This is a genomic window from Stenotrophomonas sp. MMGLT7 (assembly GCF_021168555.1).
Classification (GTDB): Bacteria; Pseudomonadota; Gammaproteobacteria; order Xanthomonadales; family Xanthomonadaceae; genus MMGLT7.
Genome location: NZ_JAJOZS010000001.1, coordinates 351,635 through 367,890 on the forward strand (window position 1 = coordinate 351,635; position 16,256 = coordinate 367,890).

Below are 16,256 nucleotides of genomic sequence, written 5' to 3' on the forward strand. Positions count from 1 at the left end.
CCTGCGTCGATCGCGCTACGGTGCCTGTCGCGGCCGGCCGCGTGACGGCGGACCCGGCTCAGCCGTGGCGCCTGCGGAAATCGTCCATGAACGCCACCAGCGCCTGCGCCGCCTCCAGCGGCACCGCGTTGTACAGCGAGGCGCGGATGCCGCCGATGGCCTTGTGGCCCTTCAGCGCCAGCAGCCCGGCGGCCTTGGACTCGGCCACGAACAGCCCGTCGAGCTCGGCGCTGGGCAGGAAGAACGGGATGTTCATCCGCGAGCGTGCCACCGGCGCCACCTCGTTGCGGTAGAAGCCGCCGGAGCCGTCGATGGCCGTGTACAGCAGCCGCGACTTGGCCGCGTTGCGACGGGCGAACTCCTCCACCCCGCCCTCGCCCAGCATCCACTTCACCGTCAGCCCGAGCACGTACCAGTTCCAGGTCGGCGGCGTGTTGAGCATCGAGTCGCGCGCGGCGTGCGAGGCGTAGGTGAAGATGTCCGCGCGCGGCTGGCCGGCGCGTTCGAGCAGGTCGCGGCGCACGATCACCACGGTGATGCCGACCGGGCCCAGGTTCTTCTGCGCGCCGGCATAGATCACCCCGTAGCGCGACACGTCGATCGGCCGCGAGGCGATGGACGAGCTGAAATCGGCGAACAGCGGCACCTGGCCGACGTCCGGCGCATCCGGATACTCGACGCCGTGGATGGTCTCGTTGGCGGTGATGTGCACGTAGGCGGCATCGGCCGAGAGTTGCCACTGCGCGCGCGGCGGCAGGTCGCGGAAGCCGCCGGACTCGCCGTCGGCGGCCACGCGCACGTCCACGTAGGGCCGGGCCTGCTTGATCGCGATCTTGCTCCAGTGGCCGCTGACCACGAAGTCCACCGCCTGCCCGGGCGCGGCGAAGTTGAGCGGCTGCAGCGCCATCTGCGTGGTGGCGCCGCCACCGAGGAACAGGACGGCGTAGTCGTCGGGGATGCCGATCAGCGTGCGCAGGTCGGCCTCGATCTGCGCGGCCATCTCGACGAAGTCGGCGCTGCGGTGGCTGATCTCGACGACCGAGGCGCCGACTCCGTGCCATTCCAGCATCTCGGCCTGCGCCTGGCGCAGTACCGGCTCGGGCAGTGCCGCCGGACCGGCACTGAAATTGAAAGCGCGTGTCATGTCGCACCACTCTGGACAAGACGCCTAGTATGCCGCAGCGCACCAGGCATGGCATTGGTTGCAGATGCATCGATGCCGTCTGCACGGCCGCATGCGCCGCTCAGCGCGCGCCGAACCACAGCAGGCCGCTGATCGCCGCCGCCAGCAGCAGCGCGCTCAGCAGCAGCCACGGCCAGCGCCGGGCCGTGGCCGCGATCTCCTGGCGCGGGGCCGGGTCCGGCTCGGTGGCGACCGCCGGCGCCGCACCCGCGTCCGCGGCGGCATCGTGCGGCACCAGCGGGACTTCCAGCACGAAGCGCTGGGCGTCGAACACCACCTGGTCGCCGGGCTGCAGCCAGCAGTCGCGTACCGGCACGCCGTTGACCAGGCTGCCCTCGGCCGAGCCCAGGTCGCGCAGCAGCACGCGCTCGCCATGGCACTCCAGCCGCGCATGGCGCTCGGCGAAGGACGGATCGTCGACGCGGATGTCGGCCTCGCGGCCGCGACCGACGATGCGCGGCCGGTCCAGGGTGAAGCTGCGGCCGTGGTGCAGCCCGCCCAGGCCGCGCAGCAGGGTGTGGATCGTGCCGTCGTTGGCCGCCTCGTCCGCGTCGGGCATGCGCTCCACCGGGGTGCAGGCGCTGCGGATCACCATCTCCACCCCGTCGGCGTAGACCGCGTCGCCGGCGCGCAGCAGCGCCATGCGCCGGACCGGGCGGCCGTTGACGTGGATGCCGCGGCTGCCGTTGGCCACCTGCAGCCACAGGCCGCGCTGGTCCAGGCAGAACTGCGCAAGCAGCAAGGCCCCCGGGGCTTCCTCGCCCAGCCTCACCACGCCGGTGGCGTGGCGGGTGATCCGGTGCAATCCGGGTTGCAGGGAACGGTCCGGCTGCTGCCGGTTACTGAAGTGGATTTGCAATTCGCGCACGCGGCGAGCCTAGCAGGTTGGCCGCGTGTGCAGAAGATCGCCGCGACGGGCTTGGTATCGCCGCGGCGGATGGGGACAATGCACGCCCAGCCGCAACCGCCAGGAAACCCGCGCATGTCCAGCATCGATATCGTCCACCCGCACGACAAGACGCCCGCACAGGCGCGCAAGGCGATGCAGCAGGCCGCCGACACGCTGAAGGAGCGCTTCGGCATCGAATCGCACTGGGAAGGCGACAACCTGCGGTTCGAGCGCACCGGCGTGGACGGGGCGATCGAGCTGCTGCCCAAGCAGGTGCGCGTCACCGCCGAGCTGGGCTTCCTGCTGTCGGCGATGAAGGGCACGGTCGAGAGCGAGATCCGCCGCGTGCTGGCCGACAAGCTGGGCTGAGGCAGGCGGCGCCCGGCGCAGCGATCCTGCCCGGGCAAGGCCGGGACCGCATACCTGCGATCGCGGTGGCCCGCCATGCCCGGTCCCGGGACGATGCTGCCAGTGCAGCGCAGGATCCGCGGCGGCGTGCGGTGGCGGACTCGGGTCCGCCCTATGGCACTCATCGCGGCGGCCGGCGACTCAGGGGGCGGGCCAGGCCGCCCTGCCCCGCCCGATGCCGGATCGGGCCGCCCCGTGCACGGCGGCCGCTGGAGACCGGCCTAAGAAGTGCGATACAGCGTGTAGCAGGTCTCGCGGGTGCGGCCCTGGCGGTGAGGCGTCCAGCCCGCCGGCAGTGCGGCCGGCTCCTCCGGTGCCTCGACGTAGACCCAGGCGCCCGGCGCCAGCCGCGGCGCCAGGGCCGGCAGCGTCGCGGGCAGCAGGCCGGCGGCGAACGGCGGGTCGAGGAAGGCGATGTCGAAGCCGGCAGCGGGCACGCCGGCCAGCCAGGCCAGTGCATCGCCCTGTACCACCTCGATCAGGGTGGCGGCATCCAGCCTGCCCACCGCCTCGCGCAGTCGCGCCGCCTGGCCAGGGTCGCGCTCCACCAGCACCGCGCTGGCGGCGCCGCGCGATACCGCCTCCAGTCCCAGTACGCCGCTGCCGGCGAACAGGTCGAGCACCCTGGCCCCCGGCAGCTTCGGCATCAGCCAGTTGAACAGGGTCTCGCGCACGCGGTCCCCGGTCGGCCGCAGCCCCGCCAGGTCGGCGACCGGCAGCCGGGTGTTGCGCCAGCGCCCGCCGATGATGCGCACCTGGCCCGAGGCCGGCGCGGCGGGCGGCCGCGACGGCCGCTTCATGCGCGGCGCCCGCGGCGGGCGCGCGCCGGGTGGAGGTTGCGGGGAGACAGGACGGGCATGCGGGCAACGACGGTCTGGAAGGGGCGGAATGATAGCCCGCCGCCGCGAATGCCCCGCCGCCGCACCGCCGCGGCTTGAAATGGCCGGCCGCTGCCCACACCCCGGAGCCAGCGCCGCGAAGCGACTCGCGGCCTTTCAAATCACGGAGCACGCCGACGATGACTGTGGAAACCCAGAAACAGACCCTTGGATTCCAGACCGAGGTGAAGCAGCTGCTGCAGCTGATGATCCACTCGCTGTACTCGAACAAGGAGATCTTCCTGCGCGAGCTGGTCTCCAATGCCGCCGACGCGGCCGACAAGCTGCGCTTCGAGGCGCTGGTCAAGCCCGAGCTGCTGGAGAACGACAGCGAGCTGCGCATCCGCATCGAGTTCGACAAGGACGCCCACACCGTCAGCATCGACGACAACGGCATCGGCATGAGCCGCGAGGAGGCCGTCGCCCACCTCGGCACCATCGCCAAGTCCGGCACCGCCGACTTCCTGGCCCACCTGTCCGGCGACCAGAAGAAGGACTCGCACCTGATCGGCCAGTTCGGCGTCGGCTTCTACAGCGCCTTCATCGTCGCCGACCAGGTGGACGTATACAGCCGCCGCGCCGGGCTGCCGGCCGACCAGGGCGTGCACTGGTCCAGCCGCGGCGAGGGCGAGTTCGAGGTCGAGACCGTGGACAAGCCGCAGCGCGGCACCCGCATCGTGCTGCACCTCAAGGACGGCGAGCAGGACTTCGCCGACGGCTGGAAGCTGCGCGGCATCGTCAAGAAGTACTCCGACCACATCGCGCTGCCGATCGAGATGCCCAAGGAGCAGCACGGCGAGACCAAGCCCGAGAAAGGCGCGGACACGCCCGCCGAGCCGGAATGGGAAGCCGTCAACCGCGCCAGCGCGCTGTGGACCCGGCCCAAGGCCGAGATCAAGGACGAGGAATACCAGGAGTTCTACAAGCACATCGCCCACGACTTCGGCAACCCGCTGGCGTGGAGCCACAACAAGGTCGAGGGCAAGCTGGAGTACACCTCGCTGCTGTTCGTGCCGGCGCGCGCGCCGTTCGACCTGTACCAGCGCGAGGCCGCGCGCGGCCTGAAACTGTACGTGCAGCGGGTCTTCATCATGGACCAGGCCGACCAGTTCCTGCCGCTGTACCTGCGCTTCGTCAAGGGCGTGGTGGATTCGGCCGACCTGTCGCTCAACGTCTCGCGCGAGATCCTGCAGTCCGGCCCGGTGATCGACTCGATGAAGTCGGCGCTGACCCGGCGCTCGCTGGACATGCTGGAGAAGCTGGCCAAGGACAAGCCCGAGGACTACGCCACGTTCTGGGGCAACTTCGGCCAGGTGCTGAAGGAAGGCCCGGCCGAGGACTACGCAAACCGCGAGAAGATCGCCGGCTTGCTGCGCTTCGCCTCCACCCACGGCAGCGACGGTGCGCAGGACGTGGCGCTGGCCGACTACGTGGGCCGGATGCAGGAAGGCCAGGACAAGATCTACTACCTGACCGGCGAGAGCTACGCGCAGATCAAGGACAGCCCGCACCTGGAGGTGTTCCGCAAGAAGGGCATCGAAGTGCTGCTGCTGACCGACCGCATCGACGAGTGGCTGATGGGCTACCTGACCGAGTTCGACGGCAAGGGCTTCGTCGACGTCGCCCGCGGCGACCTGGACCTGGGCAAGCTGGACTCGGAAGAGGACAAGAAGGCGCAGGAGGAGACCGCCAAGGCCAAGGAGGCCCTGGCCAGCCGCATCAAGGCGGTGCTCGGCGACGAGGTGTCCGAGGTGCGCGTGTCGCACCGCCTGACCGACTCGCCGGCGATCCTGGCCATCGGCCAGGGCGACCTGGGCGTGCAGATGCGGCAGATCCTGGAAGCCAGCGGGCAGAAGGTGCCCGACAGCAAGCCGGTGTTCGAGTTCAACCCGACCCACCCGCTGATCGAGAAGCTCGACGCCGAGGCCGACGGCGGCCGCTTCGAGGAACTGGCGCGGGTGCTGTTCGACCAGGCCGCGCTGGCCGCCGGCGACAGCCTCAAGGACCCGGCCGGCTACGTGAAGCGGCTCAACAAGCTGCTGCTGGAGCTGTCGGCCTGAGCCCCCGGGCCAGAACCGCAGTCGAGATCGCAAGAGCCCGGGCCCGTCGCCCGGGCTCTTGCGTTGTACCGGCGTTGCACCCGCTGCCTCGCCTGTCTGTCCACAAGATCAGAAGGAGACAGGCAGCCCCCTTCCCCCGCTTGCGGCTCCCTTCTCCCGCTTGCGGGGGAAGGTGCCCGAAGGGCGGATGGGGGTTGCCTGGAGCATGGGAAAGCAAAAAAGCAAAAGCCCCCATCCGGCGCTGCGCGCCACCTTCCCCCCGCAAGCGGGAGAAGGGAAATTGAGCCAAACAACTGAATCCAAAAGGAATTACAGGCGTGCCCGGACGATCCCGAACGAATGCCCGGCTGCTCATCCTCCGATAACAATTGATCTAGATCACCGCCGCGCGCCCTACCTGCTCGGTAACCTGCCCTCGAAGCCATGGATCGCGGCTCTCGACTGCGACTCGTGGCGTACTCCCCCACATCGCAGGAGAAGTTCGTATGAGCAAGAAAGTCGCATTGGTCACGGGTGCCGGACAGGGTATCGGCTTTGCCATCGCGCAACGTCTGTCCAAGGACGGCTTTGCCGTCGCCGTCGTCGACTACAATCCGGAGACCGCCAAGCAGGCGGCCGCGAACCTCGAGAAGGCCGGCGGCAAGGCCATTGCGCTGGTTGCGGACGTGTCCAAGCGCGACCAGGTGTTCACCGCCGTCGAGGAAGCCAGGAAGCAGCTCGGCGACTTCAACGTCATCGTCAACAACGCCGGCATCGCGCCGACCACGCCGATCGAGGAGATCGACGAGAAGATCATCGACCGCGTGTTCGCCATCAACTACAAGGGCGTGGTCTGGGGCATCCAGGCCGCGGTGGCCGCGTTCAAGGCGCAGGGCCATGGCGGCAAGATCATCAACGGCTGCTCGCAGGCCGGCCACATCGGCAACCCCGAGCTGGCGGTGTACTCGTCCAGCAAGTTCGCCGTGCGCGGCCTGACCCAGACCGCCGCGCGCGACCTGGCGCCGCTGGGCATCACCGTCAACGGCTACTGCCCCGGCATCGTCAAGACCCCGATGTGGGCCGAGATCGACAAGCAGATCTCCGAGGCCGCCGGCAAGCCGCTGGGCTACGGCACCGAGCAGTTCGCCAAGCGCATCACTCTGGGCCGCCTGTCCGAGCCCGAGGACGTGGCCGCCTGCGTGTCCTACCTGGCCGGTCCGGATTCGGACTACATGACCGGGCAGTCGCTGCTGATCGACGGCGGCATGGTGTTCAACTGAGCCCTACGCGCATGGTGCGGGCCGGCATGGCCCACACCATGCGCTGCGCCACCCGCTCCGTCCTTTTCAGCTGGCCTGCGCTTCCAACAGCCAGCACCCGAACACCGGCCCGGCCGAATACCCCGTCTCCGGCTCGATCCGGACCCGCAGCCGCTCGCGCCCGGCCACCGCCGCCGGCAGCGGATAGTCGACGTCGACGAAATCCAGCCCGCGCCCGCCGTCGAGCCGCTCGCTGGCCACCGACTCGCCGTCGGCGAGGATGCGGAAGCGGCGCCGGGTCTCGTCGCCCCAGTAGCGCAGCCGCAGTACGCGTGCACGCGCCGCGTTGCCGAGGGCGAACTCGATGAAGCCGCCGCTGCGCGCATCGCGGCCCTTGCGGCGCCGATAGCTCAGCGCGTACGAGCTTTCGCTGCCCAGGCCATGCGCCGTCTCCGATTCCGGATCGCCCAGCTCCACCCGGTCCAGCGCCCGCTCGTCCAGCTGTACCTGCGCCTGTTCGGTGGCACGCAGCGCGGCTTGGCGTCGTTGCCAGCCGGCCGGGTCCAGCCGTTCGACGTAGACGGCACTGCGGCGCCCGTACTGCGAGTGGAACGGCGAGAAGGTCCACGCCTTCGTCGCATCGCCGCCACCCGAATAGGCATATTCACCCGGCTCCGGCAGGGCACGGAAATGCCGCAGCGGATCGCCCTCCTCCACCAGCGCCGGCACCGCGCCGTGCCAGGGATCCTCGGCGGCGCCCAGGTCGGCCGCCAGCACCAGCGGCCCGCGCATCACCGACACCCAGGCCGGATCGTCGCCGCAGGCTTCCAGCCTGAGCTCGAGCGGCAGAGCCAGCGCCAGCGTGTCGCCGGCACGCCAACTGCGGCGCACGCGCACGTAGCCGTCCACTGCCTCGGCGTCCAGCGGCTCTCCGTTCAATGCCAGGACGTGGCCGGACGCCCAACCGGGAATGCGCAGGGCCAGGGTGCGTTCGCCCGGCCCCGCGACCGCGTCGACCCTCAACACTATGTCGCCGCGCAACGGCAGCCCGCTGTGCAGCGTCATCGACAGCCCGGCGACGTCACGTACCGTCGAAGGGATGTACAGGTTGACGAACACGGTGTCGTCGTCGTGCCACCAGATCGAGTCGCCGAACTGCGCGTGCGCCTCCATGCCGGTGCCGACGCAGCACCAGAAGTCGTCGAAGGGTGTCGACCAGGCCCGCGCCTCGCCGGCCAGCATCGGCGTCATGTAGGTGAACATGCCGGTGTCCGGGTGCTGCTGCGCCATCACGTGGTTGCACAGCGTGCGCTCGTAGTAGTCGAAGTAGCTCGCCTGCGGCGTCCATTGGTACAGGTGCCGGGTCAGCTTGAGCATGTTGTAGCTGGCGCAGTGCTCGCAGGTCTGCTCGGTGAGGAAGCGCGAGATGCTGTCCGGCTGCTGGAAGTACTCGCGGTCGCCATTGCCGCCGATCACGTAGCTGTGCTGGACGGTGACGGTATTCCAGAAGAACCGCGCCGCCGCGCCCGACGCCGCGTCGCCGCCGACCTCGAACTCGCGCGCCAGCCCGACCAGCTTGGGGATGTTGGTGTTGGAGTGCAGGTGCGCCAGCTCGTCGCGCTGCGCCAGCAGCGGATCGATCACCGCATGGTGGTGCAGGCGCCGCGCCAGGGCCAGCCAGCGCGAATCGCCGGTGCGCGCGTGCAGCTCGACGAAGGATTCGTTGAGCCCGCCGGACTCGCACGACAGCAGCGTCTGCATCTGCGTCTCGTCCAGCAGCGACAGCACGCTGTCGAGGTAGCCGCCCAGCGCCGATGCCACCTGCAGCGCCTGCGCATTGCCGCAGTGCAGGTGCGCGTCGAGCAGGCCGGCGAACAGCTTGTGCCAGGTATACAGCGGCGCCCAGCTGCCGTTGAGGTAGAACGGCAATGCGTCGATGCGGCCGCGCGCCACCTCCTCGAACACCGCGCGTCCGCTCTCGATCTCGCCGGCGGCGTTCCTGCGGGTGAAGCCGGCCACGTATCCGTCGCCGGCGCGGGCCTGGCAGCGCGCCAGCTCGGCGACGATGTAGCCGGCGCGTTCGCGGGCCTCGCCGTCGCCGGTCTGCGCGTGCAGCAGCGCCAGCGCGCTGAGGTAGTGGCCGAGCGTGTGGCCGGCGATGGTGTCCGCCTCCCAGCCGCCGTACGGCGCCGCGTTCGGCTGCAGCCCCGCATACAGGCGGAAGTTGTGCAGCAACCTGTCCGGCTCCAGCCGCATCAGATATCGCTGGTTGGCCTGCAGCGAAGTGGCGAACAGCGAGGGCGTCAGCCGCACCTGCGACAGCGGCACCGCCCGGACCCTGCCGGCGCGGCCCGCCTGCGCCTCGGCGGGGAAGCGCGTGAAGCCGGCGGCGACGGCCAGCGCGCTCCAGGCCAGGAACCGCCGCCGCGACAACGTCGTCCTCCCGGCGGGTGCGTCCTCCATGCTCGCGCCCTCGCCGGCCGGCGACCGGATGTCGGCGGGTCCGTCCCCCATCAGAACTTCACCGTCGCCCGCGCCCAGTAGTAGCGGCCCAGCAGGTCGTAGGTGGCCACGTCGGTGTTGGCGTTGGTGACGTTGTTGGCGTAGTACAGCGGCGGCTGCTTGTCGGCGATGTTGTCCACGCCCAGCTCCAGCCGCGTGTGCCAGGGCTGGAACTCGTAGCCGAGCTGCACGCTGTGGTAGACGTAGGCGCCGATCTTGCGCACCACCCCGGCCTGGTCGTAGTCGGCCGACAGGCCCTGCTCCAGGTCGCTGCTGCCGATCTGGGTATTGCCGATGTAGCGGATGCGCCAGGACGCGCTCCAGTCGCCCAGCGTCCAGCCCAGCGTGGCCAGTCCGCGCCAGCGCGGGAAGTTGCCGTACGAATAGGTGTACTTGCCGGCGTTGTGGATGGTGACCGTGCTCGGGTCGGTGGTGTCGGGCAGGATGTCGTAGCGGGTGAGGTAGGTGCCGTTGAGGCTGGTGGTGAAGCTGCCCCACGGCGTCTGCGGCAGGCGGTAGTTCAGGTTGAAGTCGATGCCGCGGGCCCACAGCTTGCCCAGGTTGACGGTGGGCTCGGCCACGTAGTTGATGGTGCCGTTGCCGTTGCGGTGGATCAGCGCGCAGAACGCGCTGGCGGGGTTGGCGTAGCACTGGTTCAGCACGGTCTGCACCGACACCGTGGTGATGGTGTCCTCCAGGTCGATGCGCCACCAGTCGGCGCTGAGCGACAGGCCGTCGGCCCATTCCGGGTCGTAGACGATGCCCACGTCGTAGGACTTGCCGGTCTCCGGCTTGAGCTGGTAGCCGGCGACCGCGGCACCGGACGCCTTGCCGGAGATCTGCCCATCGGCCTGCTGGTAGCTGCCGTCGGTGGGCACGTTGGCGCAGGCCACGTCGTTGCCGCCGGTGTAGCCGTTGCACGGATCGTTGGCGGTGGCGGCGTCGCCGGCCACGCCGGCGTACAGCTCGCTGATGTCGGGCGCGCGAAACACCTGCGATACCGTGCCGCGCAGCAGCAGGTTCTCGACCGGGCGGTACTCCAGCGACAGCTTGCTGTTGGTCTTGCTGCCCACCGAGCTGTAGTCGGAGAAGCGCGTGCCGATGCTGACATTGAGCGAGCTGACCAGCGGCAGGTCCTTGAGCAGCGGGAACAGCGCCTCGGCGTAGGCCTCCTTGACGTTGAAGCTGCCGCCCAGCACCGAGGCGCAGAACTCGATCACCCCGCACAGGCCGTTCTCGTCGCCGGTCCACAGCGGATCGGCGCGCGTGCTGGTGCTCTCCTTGCGGTAGGAGATGCCGGCGGCCAGGCTGGCGGTGCCGGCCGGCAGCTCGAACAGCTCGCCGTTGGCGTTGGCCTCGAACTGCTTGACGGTATAGACGCTGGTGACGATCGGGTTGACGATCATGCCCTCCAGCGTGGCCAGGTTGGACGCATCGTTGAGGTTGAAGATGTCGATCGGGGTACAGCCGGCGATCGCCGCGCCGGCGCTGCCGCACTTGACCGTGCCGTCGCTGTCCAGGAACGACGGTCCCACCGCCTGGTTGAACTTGGCGTAGTCCAGGAAGCCGTAGTTGATCGACTTCTGCTTGACCTTGCCGTAGTTGAAGCTGGCGTCCCAGCGCCAGGAGCTGTCGCCGAAGCCGCCGCGCAGGCCGGGGCTGATCTGGAAGTTGTAGGTGTCGTACTGGTAGCGGCGGTCGCCGAGCACGGTGGCGCGGGTATTGAGGTCGTTGTACGAGGTATCCGTGCTGCGGTCGGTGCCGAAGTTCACCCCGAACGGGTTGTAGTAGCTGTCGGCCGAGACCAGGAAATTGTCGCCATTGGCGAAGATCGGCACCGGCGCGATCACCGAGGACGACTCGGTCTTGCTGAACCAGGTGTTGACGTAGGCCTCGACGTTGTCGGTCAGCCGGTAGCTGCCGAGCAGGAAGGCGTTGGTGCGCTTCTGCGGGGTCTGCAGCAGGTTGTACGGCTGGTAGTTGTAGGAATCGGCGGTGGCGTCGTAGCAGTGGAAGTCGCCGGCACCGGTGGCGCCGCTGACGCCCGGGTTGAGGGTGACGCGCGAACAGCCGTTGGACGCGGCCAGCGCATTGGAGGTGGCGGAGCCGTCGTTGAAGTTGATCGAGCCGCCGGGCGTGGCCGAGGAACCCTGCGCCACCGACTGCCCATCGATCAGGTACAGCGCGTCCTTGGAATAATCGCGCGCCGCGGCCGAGACCGCATCGATGTCGTGGTAGGACAGGCCGCCCACCAGGCTGCCGCGCTCCCAGGCCTTGCCGGCGGTGAGCGAGAAATTGCGGCGGTTGCCGTCGCGCTCGCCGCTGGTGCCGAAGTCGCTGCTGAACTGCACGCCTTCGAAGCGCTCGCGTAGGATGAAGTTCACCACGCCACCGATCGCGTCCGAGCCGTACACCGCCGAGGCGCCGTCGCTGAGCACCTCGATGCGCTCGATCATGCTGGCCGGGATCGCGTTGACGTCGTTGTAGGCCAGGCGGATGCCGTTGACCAGCACCAGCGTGCGCTTCTCGCCGAGGCCACGCAGCGAGATGGTGGACGCGCCGGTGCCGCCGCCGTTGTTGGTATTGGGATTGGTGGCGTTGCCGGCGATCGACGGCAACTCCTGCAGCAGGTCGCCAACGGTGGCCTTGCCGGTCGCCGCGATCTGCTCGGCGCTGACGGTCACCACCGGGTTCGCGGTCTCGGTATCGACCCGGCGCAGGCGCGAGCCGGTCACCACCACGCTGTCCAGGGTCTGCGTGGAGTCGGCCGGCGCGGCAGCCTGCTGGGCGAAGGCCGGCGCCATCGTGCCCAGCGCCAGCGCCGAGGCGACCGCGATGCCGAGCGGTCGCCGGCACGGCACGGCGGGAATGCAACTGCGGGACATACGGGCACGAGCGGACACGGGCGATGGCATTGCGGGACTCCTCGACGACAGGGCGATGGGAATGACTGGGCAAAACGTGCCCACGCCGGCCAGTGCCGGCGGATCGGAACGAATCGGCGCTACCCGCCGTCGCGGCCGCGACGGCGTCCTACATGCAACCCGCGCCGCACCCGGTTATCCGGCCATGCGACGCGGCCGGCGATCCACGCCGGCGGCACTACCGCGACCGGATCCCCTGCCCGTCATGGGCGTCCGGCTTTCTCGCGCGCCAGCATCCGGCAGGCAACGATTTCTTCATCACGCGGTCACAATGTGCCGCTATGCCGCCGCGACGTCTTGTCGCATTTGACGATCAGGCGTGCGGAAAGCTGCATGGTTTCGTGCCGGCACCGCGGACACGAAGAAGCAGCCCGCACAGGCGGGCTGCAGATCGTTGCCATGCCTGGCGGCATGCCTTTCAATCTCTTGCCGATACGTACAGCGTCCCCGGGACAGGATGCATCGCCGGCGTCGGGGATCGGCAAGCAGAAGCAAAGGCTTCCGTCCGCTGACGCGGCCGGGTTCATTTCTTTTGGTAAGCGCCAAAAGAAACGGAACCAAAGAAAAACGCTTTCCCCGCAAGATCAAGAGCCTGCGGCTGATGGACTATCGGGATTTTCCGACTCGCCCTCCGTGGCTCGGGCGGAAAACGCCGCCCATCCATGGGCGGCGCCCTGCGGGTCTGGAGAGATCGTCGCCGCTCGAACATGGAGCGGGCGCTGACCTGCCGCGGGATCCCTGGGCTATGCCGCTGCACGTAGGGAAGCCGTGGCGTCCTGGCACAAAGACCTTGAAAGGCATGGGCGTTGGGGCCACCTTGCCGTGGCGGCGCCTCGCCGCGTCAGCGATTCACGCGCACGCCCGCATAGAGCATCCGCCCGACCACGTCGTACAGGCCGGACATGTAGCCCAGCTCGAAGTTCGCGCCGCCGGCCTCGGCCCCCGGCACGCGCGGCGGCGCGCGGTCGAAAGCATTGGTCACGCCCGCGAACAGCTCGATGCCCGGGTCCAGCCGGAAGTAGCCGGAGAAGTCGCTGTAGAACACATTGCCGGTCCACACCTTCTGGTACTGCGCCGACGTGACCTCGCTGCTGCTGCGCATCTTCGACAGGTGCCGCAGCGACCAGGTCGCGCCGGCGCGGTCGTTGGACCAGGTGGTGCGCAGCACGCCCTTCCACTGCGGCATGCCGAAGCTGCCGGCGTAGTGCGACACCTCGTCGGGCTGGTCCGGGTCGAAGGTGTAGTCCTGGCGGATCAGGCGGCTGTAGTTCAGGTCGAAGGTCAGCGCGCCGGCGGCGGCGCCCCAGCGCGAGGCCAGGTCGTGGCGGTAGCGCGCGGAGAAATCCACGCCGCGGGTCAGGTAGCGCGACAGGTTGAGCTTCTGCGTCACCACGCTTTCCAGGTTGCCCTCGGCATCGCGGGTGACGAAGCCGCAGAAGGCGTTGTCCAGCGTCGGCGCATCGACGCAGTTGTCGACGATGGCCTGGGCGGAGAAGCCGTCGATGGCGCCGCGCAGGTCGATGCTGTAGTAGTCGACCGCGAAGGTGAAGTCCTCCAGGAAGCGCGGCCGCAGCACGATGCCGGCGGTGAGGGTCCTGGCGGTCTCGTTGTCCAGGTCCTGGTTGCCGCGGCTGATGACGTCGCGGTAGAGCCAATAGGTGTCCGGGTCGGACGGGGCGATGGCGGCGCAGTTGCCGGCGGTGTACGGGCTCTGACTGCCGCGGTCGCGCAGGTTCTCGCTGTTGCAGGGATCGGTGATCCAGCTGCCGCCGATGCGGCTGGCGGTGTACAGCTCGCCGATGTTGGGCGCGCGCACCGCCCGCCCGTAGGTGCCGCGCACGGTGATGTCGCGGACCGGCGCCCACTCCAGGCCGACCTTGTTGGTGACGGTGCGGCCGGCGGTGCTGTAGTCGGACAGGCGCAGCGCCGCGTCCAGCGCCAGCCGCTGCGCGAACGGCCGGTCGGCCAGCAGCGGCAGGTGGAGCTCGCCGAAGATCTCCTTGACCGAGTACTCGCCCACGAGCGGCAGCTGGGTCGTGCCCAGGCCCGGATCGTAGGCGGCATTGCCCGGGTCGTACTGCGGGATCGCGCCGATGTCGTTGCGCTCCTTGCGGTACTCGCCGCCCAGCACCGCCTTGGCCTCGCCGCCGGGCAGGTCGCCGATCCCGCCCGCGGCGTAGGCCGACAGCACCTGCTGGGTCAGGGTGGTGATGGACCAGCCCGAGTCGTAGCGCAGGTAGTCGATCATCTCCGGGGTCAGCCGCCGGAACGGGTCGATCGCCACGCAGCCGTCGCCGGGATCGTCCAGCGTGCTGCGGCAGATCGCGCCGCCGTCGGCGGCGGTGGTCGAGTCCAGGCCGAGGTAGAAGCGGTCGTAGGACACCACGTCCAGGTCGATGATGCGCTCGCGAGTGCGGCCATAGGAGTAGTAGGCCGCGTAGTTCCAGTCGCGCGAGCGCAGGGCGAAGTCGCCCTGCAGGCCGACCACGCCCTGGAACAGCTGGCGGTCGTACTTGCTGCGCGAGGGCCCCAGCTCGTTGTCGAAGTTGCGGGCGAAGTACACGCCGTCCTCGATCTCGCCGCCGTTGGCCGCGCGCATCTCGTCGGTGATGAACGGGCTGTCGGCCGGCACCATGTCGTAGCCGTAGGCGTTGAGCGCCTGCGAGGAACCGTAGGAGCGGGTCTTGGAGAAGGTGGCGTTGGCGAACAGGCGCAGCGCGTCGCTGAAATCGAAGTCGAGCGAGGCACGGCTGGAGAGCCGGTCCGAGGGCACCGAGAGGTACCAGTTGTCGTAGCGGCCGACGTACTCGCCGCCGTCGGTGAGCAGGTTGCCCAGCGCATCGCTGGGGAACGTCCAGTCCACCGGCTCGGCGTTGACGTAGCCGCCGGGCCCGAGCACCGGATCGCGCAGGCGCCCGTCCGCGGTGGTGGCGTAGTGGCGCCCGCCAAGGATGAGCTGGGCGTCGCGGGCATCGTAGATGCTGCGGTTGCCGTCGCTGATCCAGTAGCGCTGGCCGGAGTTGTTGCGGACGTAGAGCGGGTAGCCGGCCGCGGTCCACGGCCGGTCCTGGCCGGAGACGCTGCCCAGCTCGCGCTCGTAGAAACCGTACACGGTGAAGTTGCCGCGGCTGTCGGCGAAGTTGCTGCCGGCCAGCACGTCGGCGCTGTAGTTGTTCATGTCGCCGCGGCTGGAACTGCCGTAGCGGGCGCTGGCGTCCACGCCCTGGAAGCCCTTCTTGAGGATGAAGTTGGCCACGCCGGTGACCGCGTCGGCACCGTACAGCGCCGAGGCGCCGCCGGTGACGATCTCCACCCGCTCGACCAGGCTGGAGGGGATGTTGCTGACGTCCACCGCCGAGGTTCCCGGGATCGACGGCACCTGGCGGCGGCCGTCCACCAGCACCAGCGTGCGCTGGGTGCCCATGCCGCGCAGGTCCAGCGCATTGATGCCGGGATTGCCGGCCAGGTTGCCGGTCTGGCTGGTCTGGGTGACCGCCAGGCTCGGCAGCTGGTTGACCACGTCGGCGATCTCGGTGAAACCCGACGCGCGGATCTGCTCGGCGCCGATCACCGCCAGCGGCGTGGGGCCGTCGAGCGCGTCGCTGCGGCCGATGCGCGAACCGGTGACGACGATGCCGTCCAGCGTCGTGGCCGGGTCGGCGCCATCGCCGGCGGGCGGCGCCGGCTCCTGCGCCGCCAGCGGCGGTGCCATCACCAGCGTCGCCAGGATGGCGATGCACAGGACGCGGCGGGGATGACACGATTCGGAAACGCGCATGCGGATTCGGGCATCTTTCATCGGACGTCTCTCTCCTGCGATGTGGTTGAAATGCATCGGCCGCACTCCGCCAGCGCCCCCGTGCAAGGGCGACGGCAACCGTTTGTCCGATGCCTGCCGTGCTCCCCGCACGGTGCGAAGCGCGGTGCCAACGACACGGCGCCATCGCAGGATTCCACGCGCTTCGCGGCAGCGTCTTGTGCAAAACGCTGCCGCTGGATGCGGATATTTGCCTATATATGTCTATACGTGTCAGCGAACGACACGCAGCGCAACCCCGGCCGCAGCACGACACGCCGGCAGCGTCCAGCCACCGGCATCGGAAGCCTGGGAAGAAATCGGACGCCGCCGCCGGGCATGCGTGGCACTGCCCACGGGGTGAAGACCAGGGAGTTC

The 16,256-nt window shown here is 69.3% G+C and carries 9 protein-coding genes; 3 read left to right on the forward strand and 6 right to left on the reverse strand.

Annotation, left to right across the window (positions count from 1 at the left end; genetic code table 11):
- Positions 1-58: 58 nt before the first annotated feature.
- Positions 59-1,144: a phosphoserine transaminase gene (serC, locus tag LRX76_RS01690; protein WP_231801176.1), complete on the reverse strand. Its 1,086-nt coding sequence runs from the start codon at positions 1,142-1,144 to the stop codon at positions 59-61.
- Positions 1,145-1,244: 100 nt separating this feature from the next.
- Entirely contained in the window at positions 1,245-2,051 is an 807-nt protein-coding gene (locus LRX76_RS01695; protein ID WP_231801180.1) for an FHA domain-containing protein, read from the reverse strand.
- Between the two features lie 114 nt (positions 2,052-2,165).
- Here LRX76_RS01695 and LRX76_RS01700 point away from each other — a divergent pair, with 114 nt between their 5' ends.
- A complete protein-coding gene (locus tag LRX76_RS01700; protein ID WP_231801182.1) occupies positions 2,166-2,441 on the forward strand; it encodes a polyhydroxyalkanoic acid system family protein in 276 nt (91 codons plus the stop codon).
- A gap of 260 nt (positions 2,442-2,701) precedes the next feature.
- Here the strand turns inward: LRX76_RS01700 and rsmD are convergent, their stop codons facing one another.
- On the reverse strand, positions 2,702-3,280 hold the full coding sequence (rsmD, locus tag LRX76_RS01705; RefSeq protein ID WP_231801197.1) for a 16S rRNA (guanine(966)-N(2))-methyltransferase RsmD: 579 nt from the start codon (positions 3,278-3,280) through the stop codon (positions 2,702-2,704).
- Positions 3,281-3,498: 218 nt separating this feature from the next.
- Between rsmD and htpG the strand changes: the two genes are divergently transcribed.
- Positions 3,499-5,418, forward strand: a complete 1,920-nt coding sequence (gene htpG, locus LRX76_RS01710) for a molecular chaperone HtpG (protein ID WP_231801199.1) — start codon at positions 3,499-3,501, stop codon at positions 5,416-5,418.
- Positions 5,419-5,903: 485 nt separating this feature from the next.
- On the forward strand, positions 5,904-6,677 hold the full coding sequence (locus LRX76_RS01715; protein ID WP_231801201.1) for a (S)-acetoin forming diacetyl reductase: 774 nt from the start codon (positions 5,904-5,906) through the stop codon (positions 6,675-6,677).
- Between the two features lie 66 nt (positions 6,678-6,743).
- Here the strand turns inward: LRX76_RS01715 and LRX76_RS01720 are convergent, their stop codons facing one another.
- The 3 genes from LRX76_RS01720 to LRX76_RS01730 all read right to left on the reverse strand — a co-directional run bounded on the left by LRX76_RS01720 (position 6,744) and on the right by LRX76_RS01730 (position 15,860).
- The gene (locus LRX76_RS01720) at positions 6,744-9,119 is read right to left on the reverse strand and encodes a glycoside hydrolase family 127 protein (protein ID WP_231801776.1); all 2,376 of its coding nucleotides are present in this window, start codon (positions 9,117-9,119) and stop codon (positions 6,744-6,746) included.
- Between the two features lie 50 nt (positions 9,120-9,169).
- Positions 9,170-12,043 (reverse strand): TonB-dependent receptor, encoded by a 2,874-nt coding sequence (locus tag LRX76_RS01725; protein WP_231801203.1) that lies wholly within the window; start codon positions 12,041-12,043, stop codon positions 9,170-9,172.
- Positions 12,044-12,923: 880 nt separating this feature from the next.
- Positions 12,924-15,860, reverse strand: a complete 2,937-nt coding sequence (locus LRX76_RS01730; protein ID WP_231801204.1) for a TonB-dependent receptor — start codon at positions 15,858-15,860, stop codon at positions 12,924-12,926.
- Positions 15,861-16,256: the final 396 nt, after the last annotated feature.

Excerpts from the sequence above, each read along its gene's own strand:
- rsmD (WP_231801197.1), bottom strand. The coding sequence starts at position 3,280 with ATGAAGCGGCCGTCGCGGCCGCCCGCCGCGCCGGCCTCGGGCCAGGTG.
- LRX76_RS01725 (WP_231801203.1), bottom strand. The coding sequence starts at position 12,043 with ATGTCCCGCAGTTGCATTCCCGCCGTGCCGTGCCGGCGACCGCTCGGC.
- serC (WP_231801176.1), bottom strand. The coding sequence starts at position 1,144 with ATGACACGCGCTTTCAATTTCAGTGCCGGTCCGGCGGCACTGCCCGAG.
- LRX76_RS01730 (WP_231801204.1), bottom strand. The coding sequence starts at position 15,860 with ATGCGCGTTTCCGAATCGTGTCATCCCCGCCGCGTCCTGTGCATCGCC.
- LRX76_RS01700 (WP_231801182.1), top strand. The coding sequence starts at position 2,166 with ATGTCCAGCATCGATATCGTCCACCCGCACGACAAGACGCCCGCACAG.
- LRX76_RS01720 (WP_231801776.1), bottom strand. The coding sequence starts at position 9,119 with ATGGAGGACGCACCCGCCGGGAGGACGACGTTGTCGCGGCGGCGGTTC.
- htpG (WP_231801199.1), top strand. The coding sequence starts at position 3,499 with ATGACTGTGGAAACCCAGAAACAGACCCTTGGATTCCAGACCGAGGTG.
- LRX76_RS01715 (WP_231801201.1), top strand. The coding sequence starts at position 5,904 with ATGAGCAAGAAAGTCGCATTGGTCACGGGTGCCGGACAGGGTATCGGC.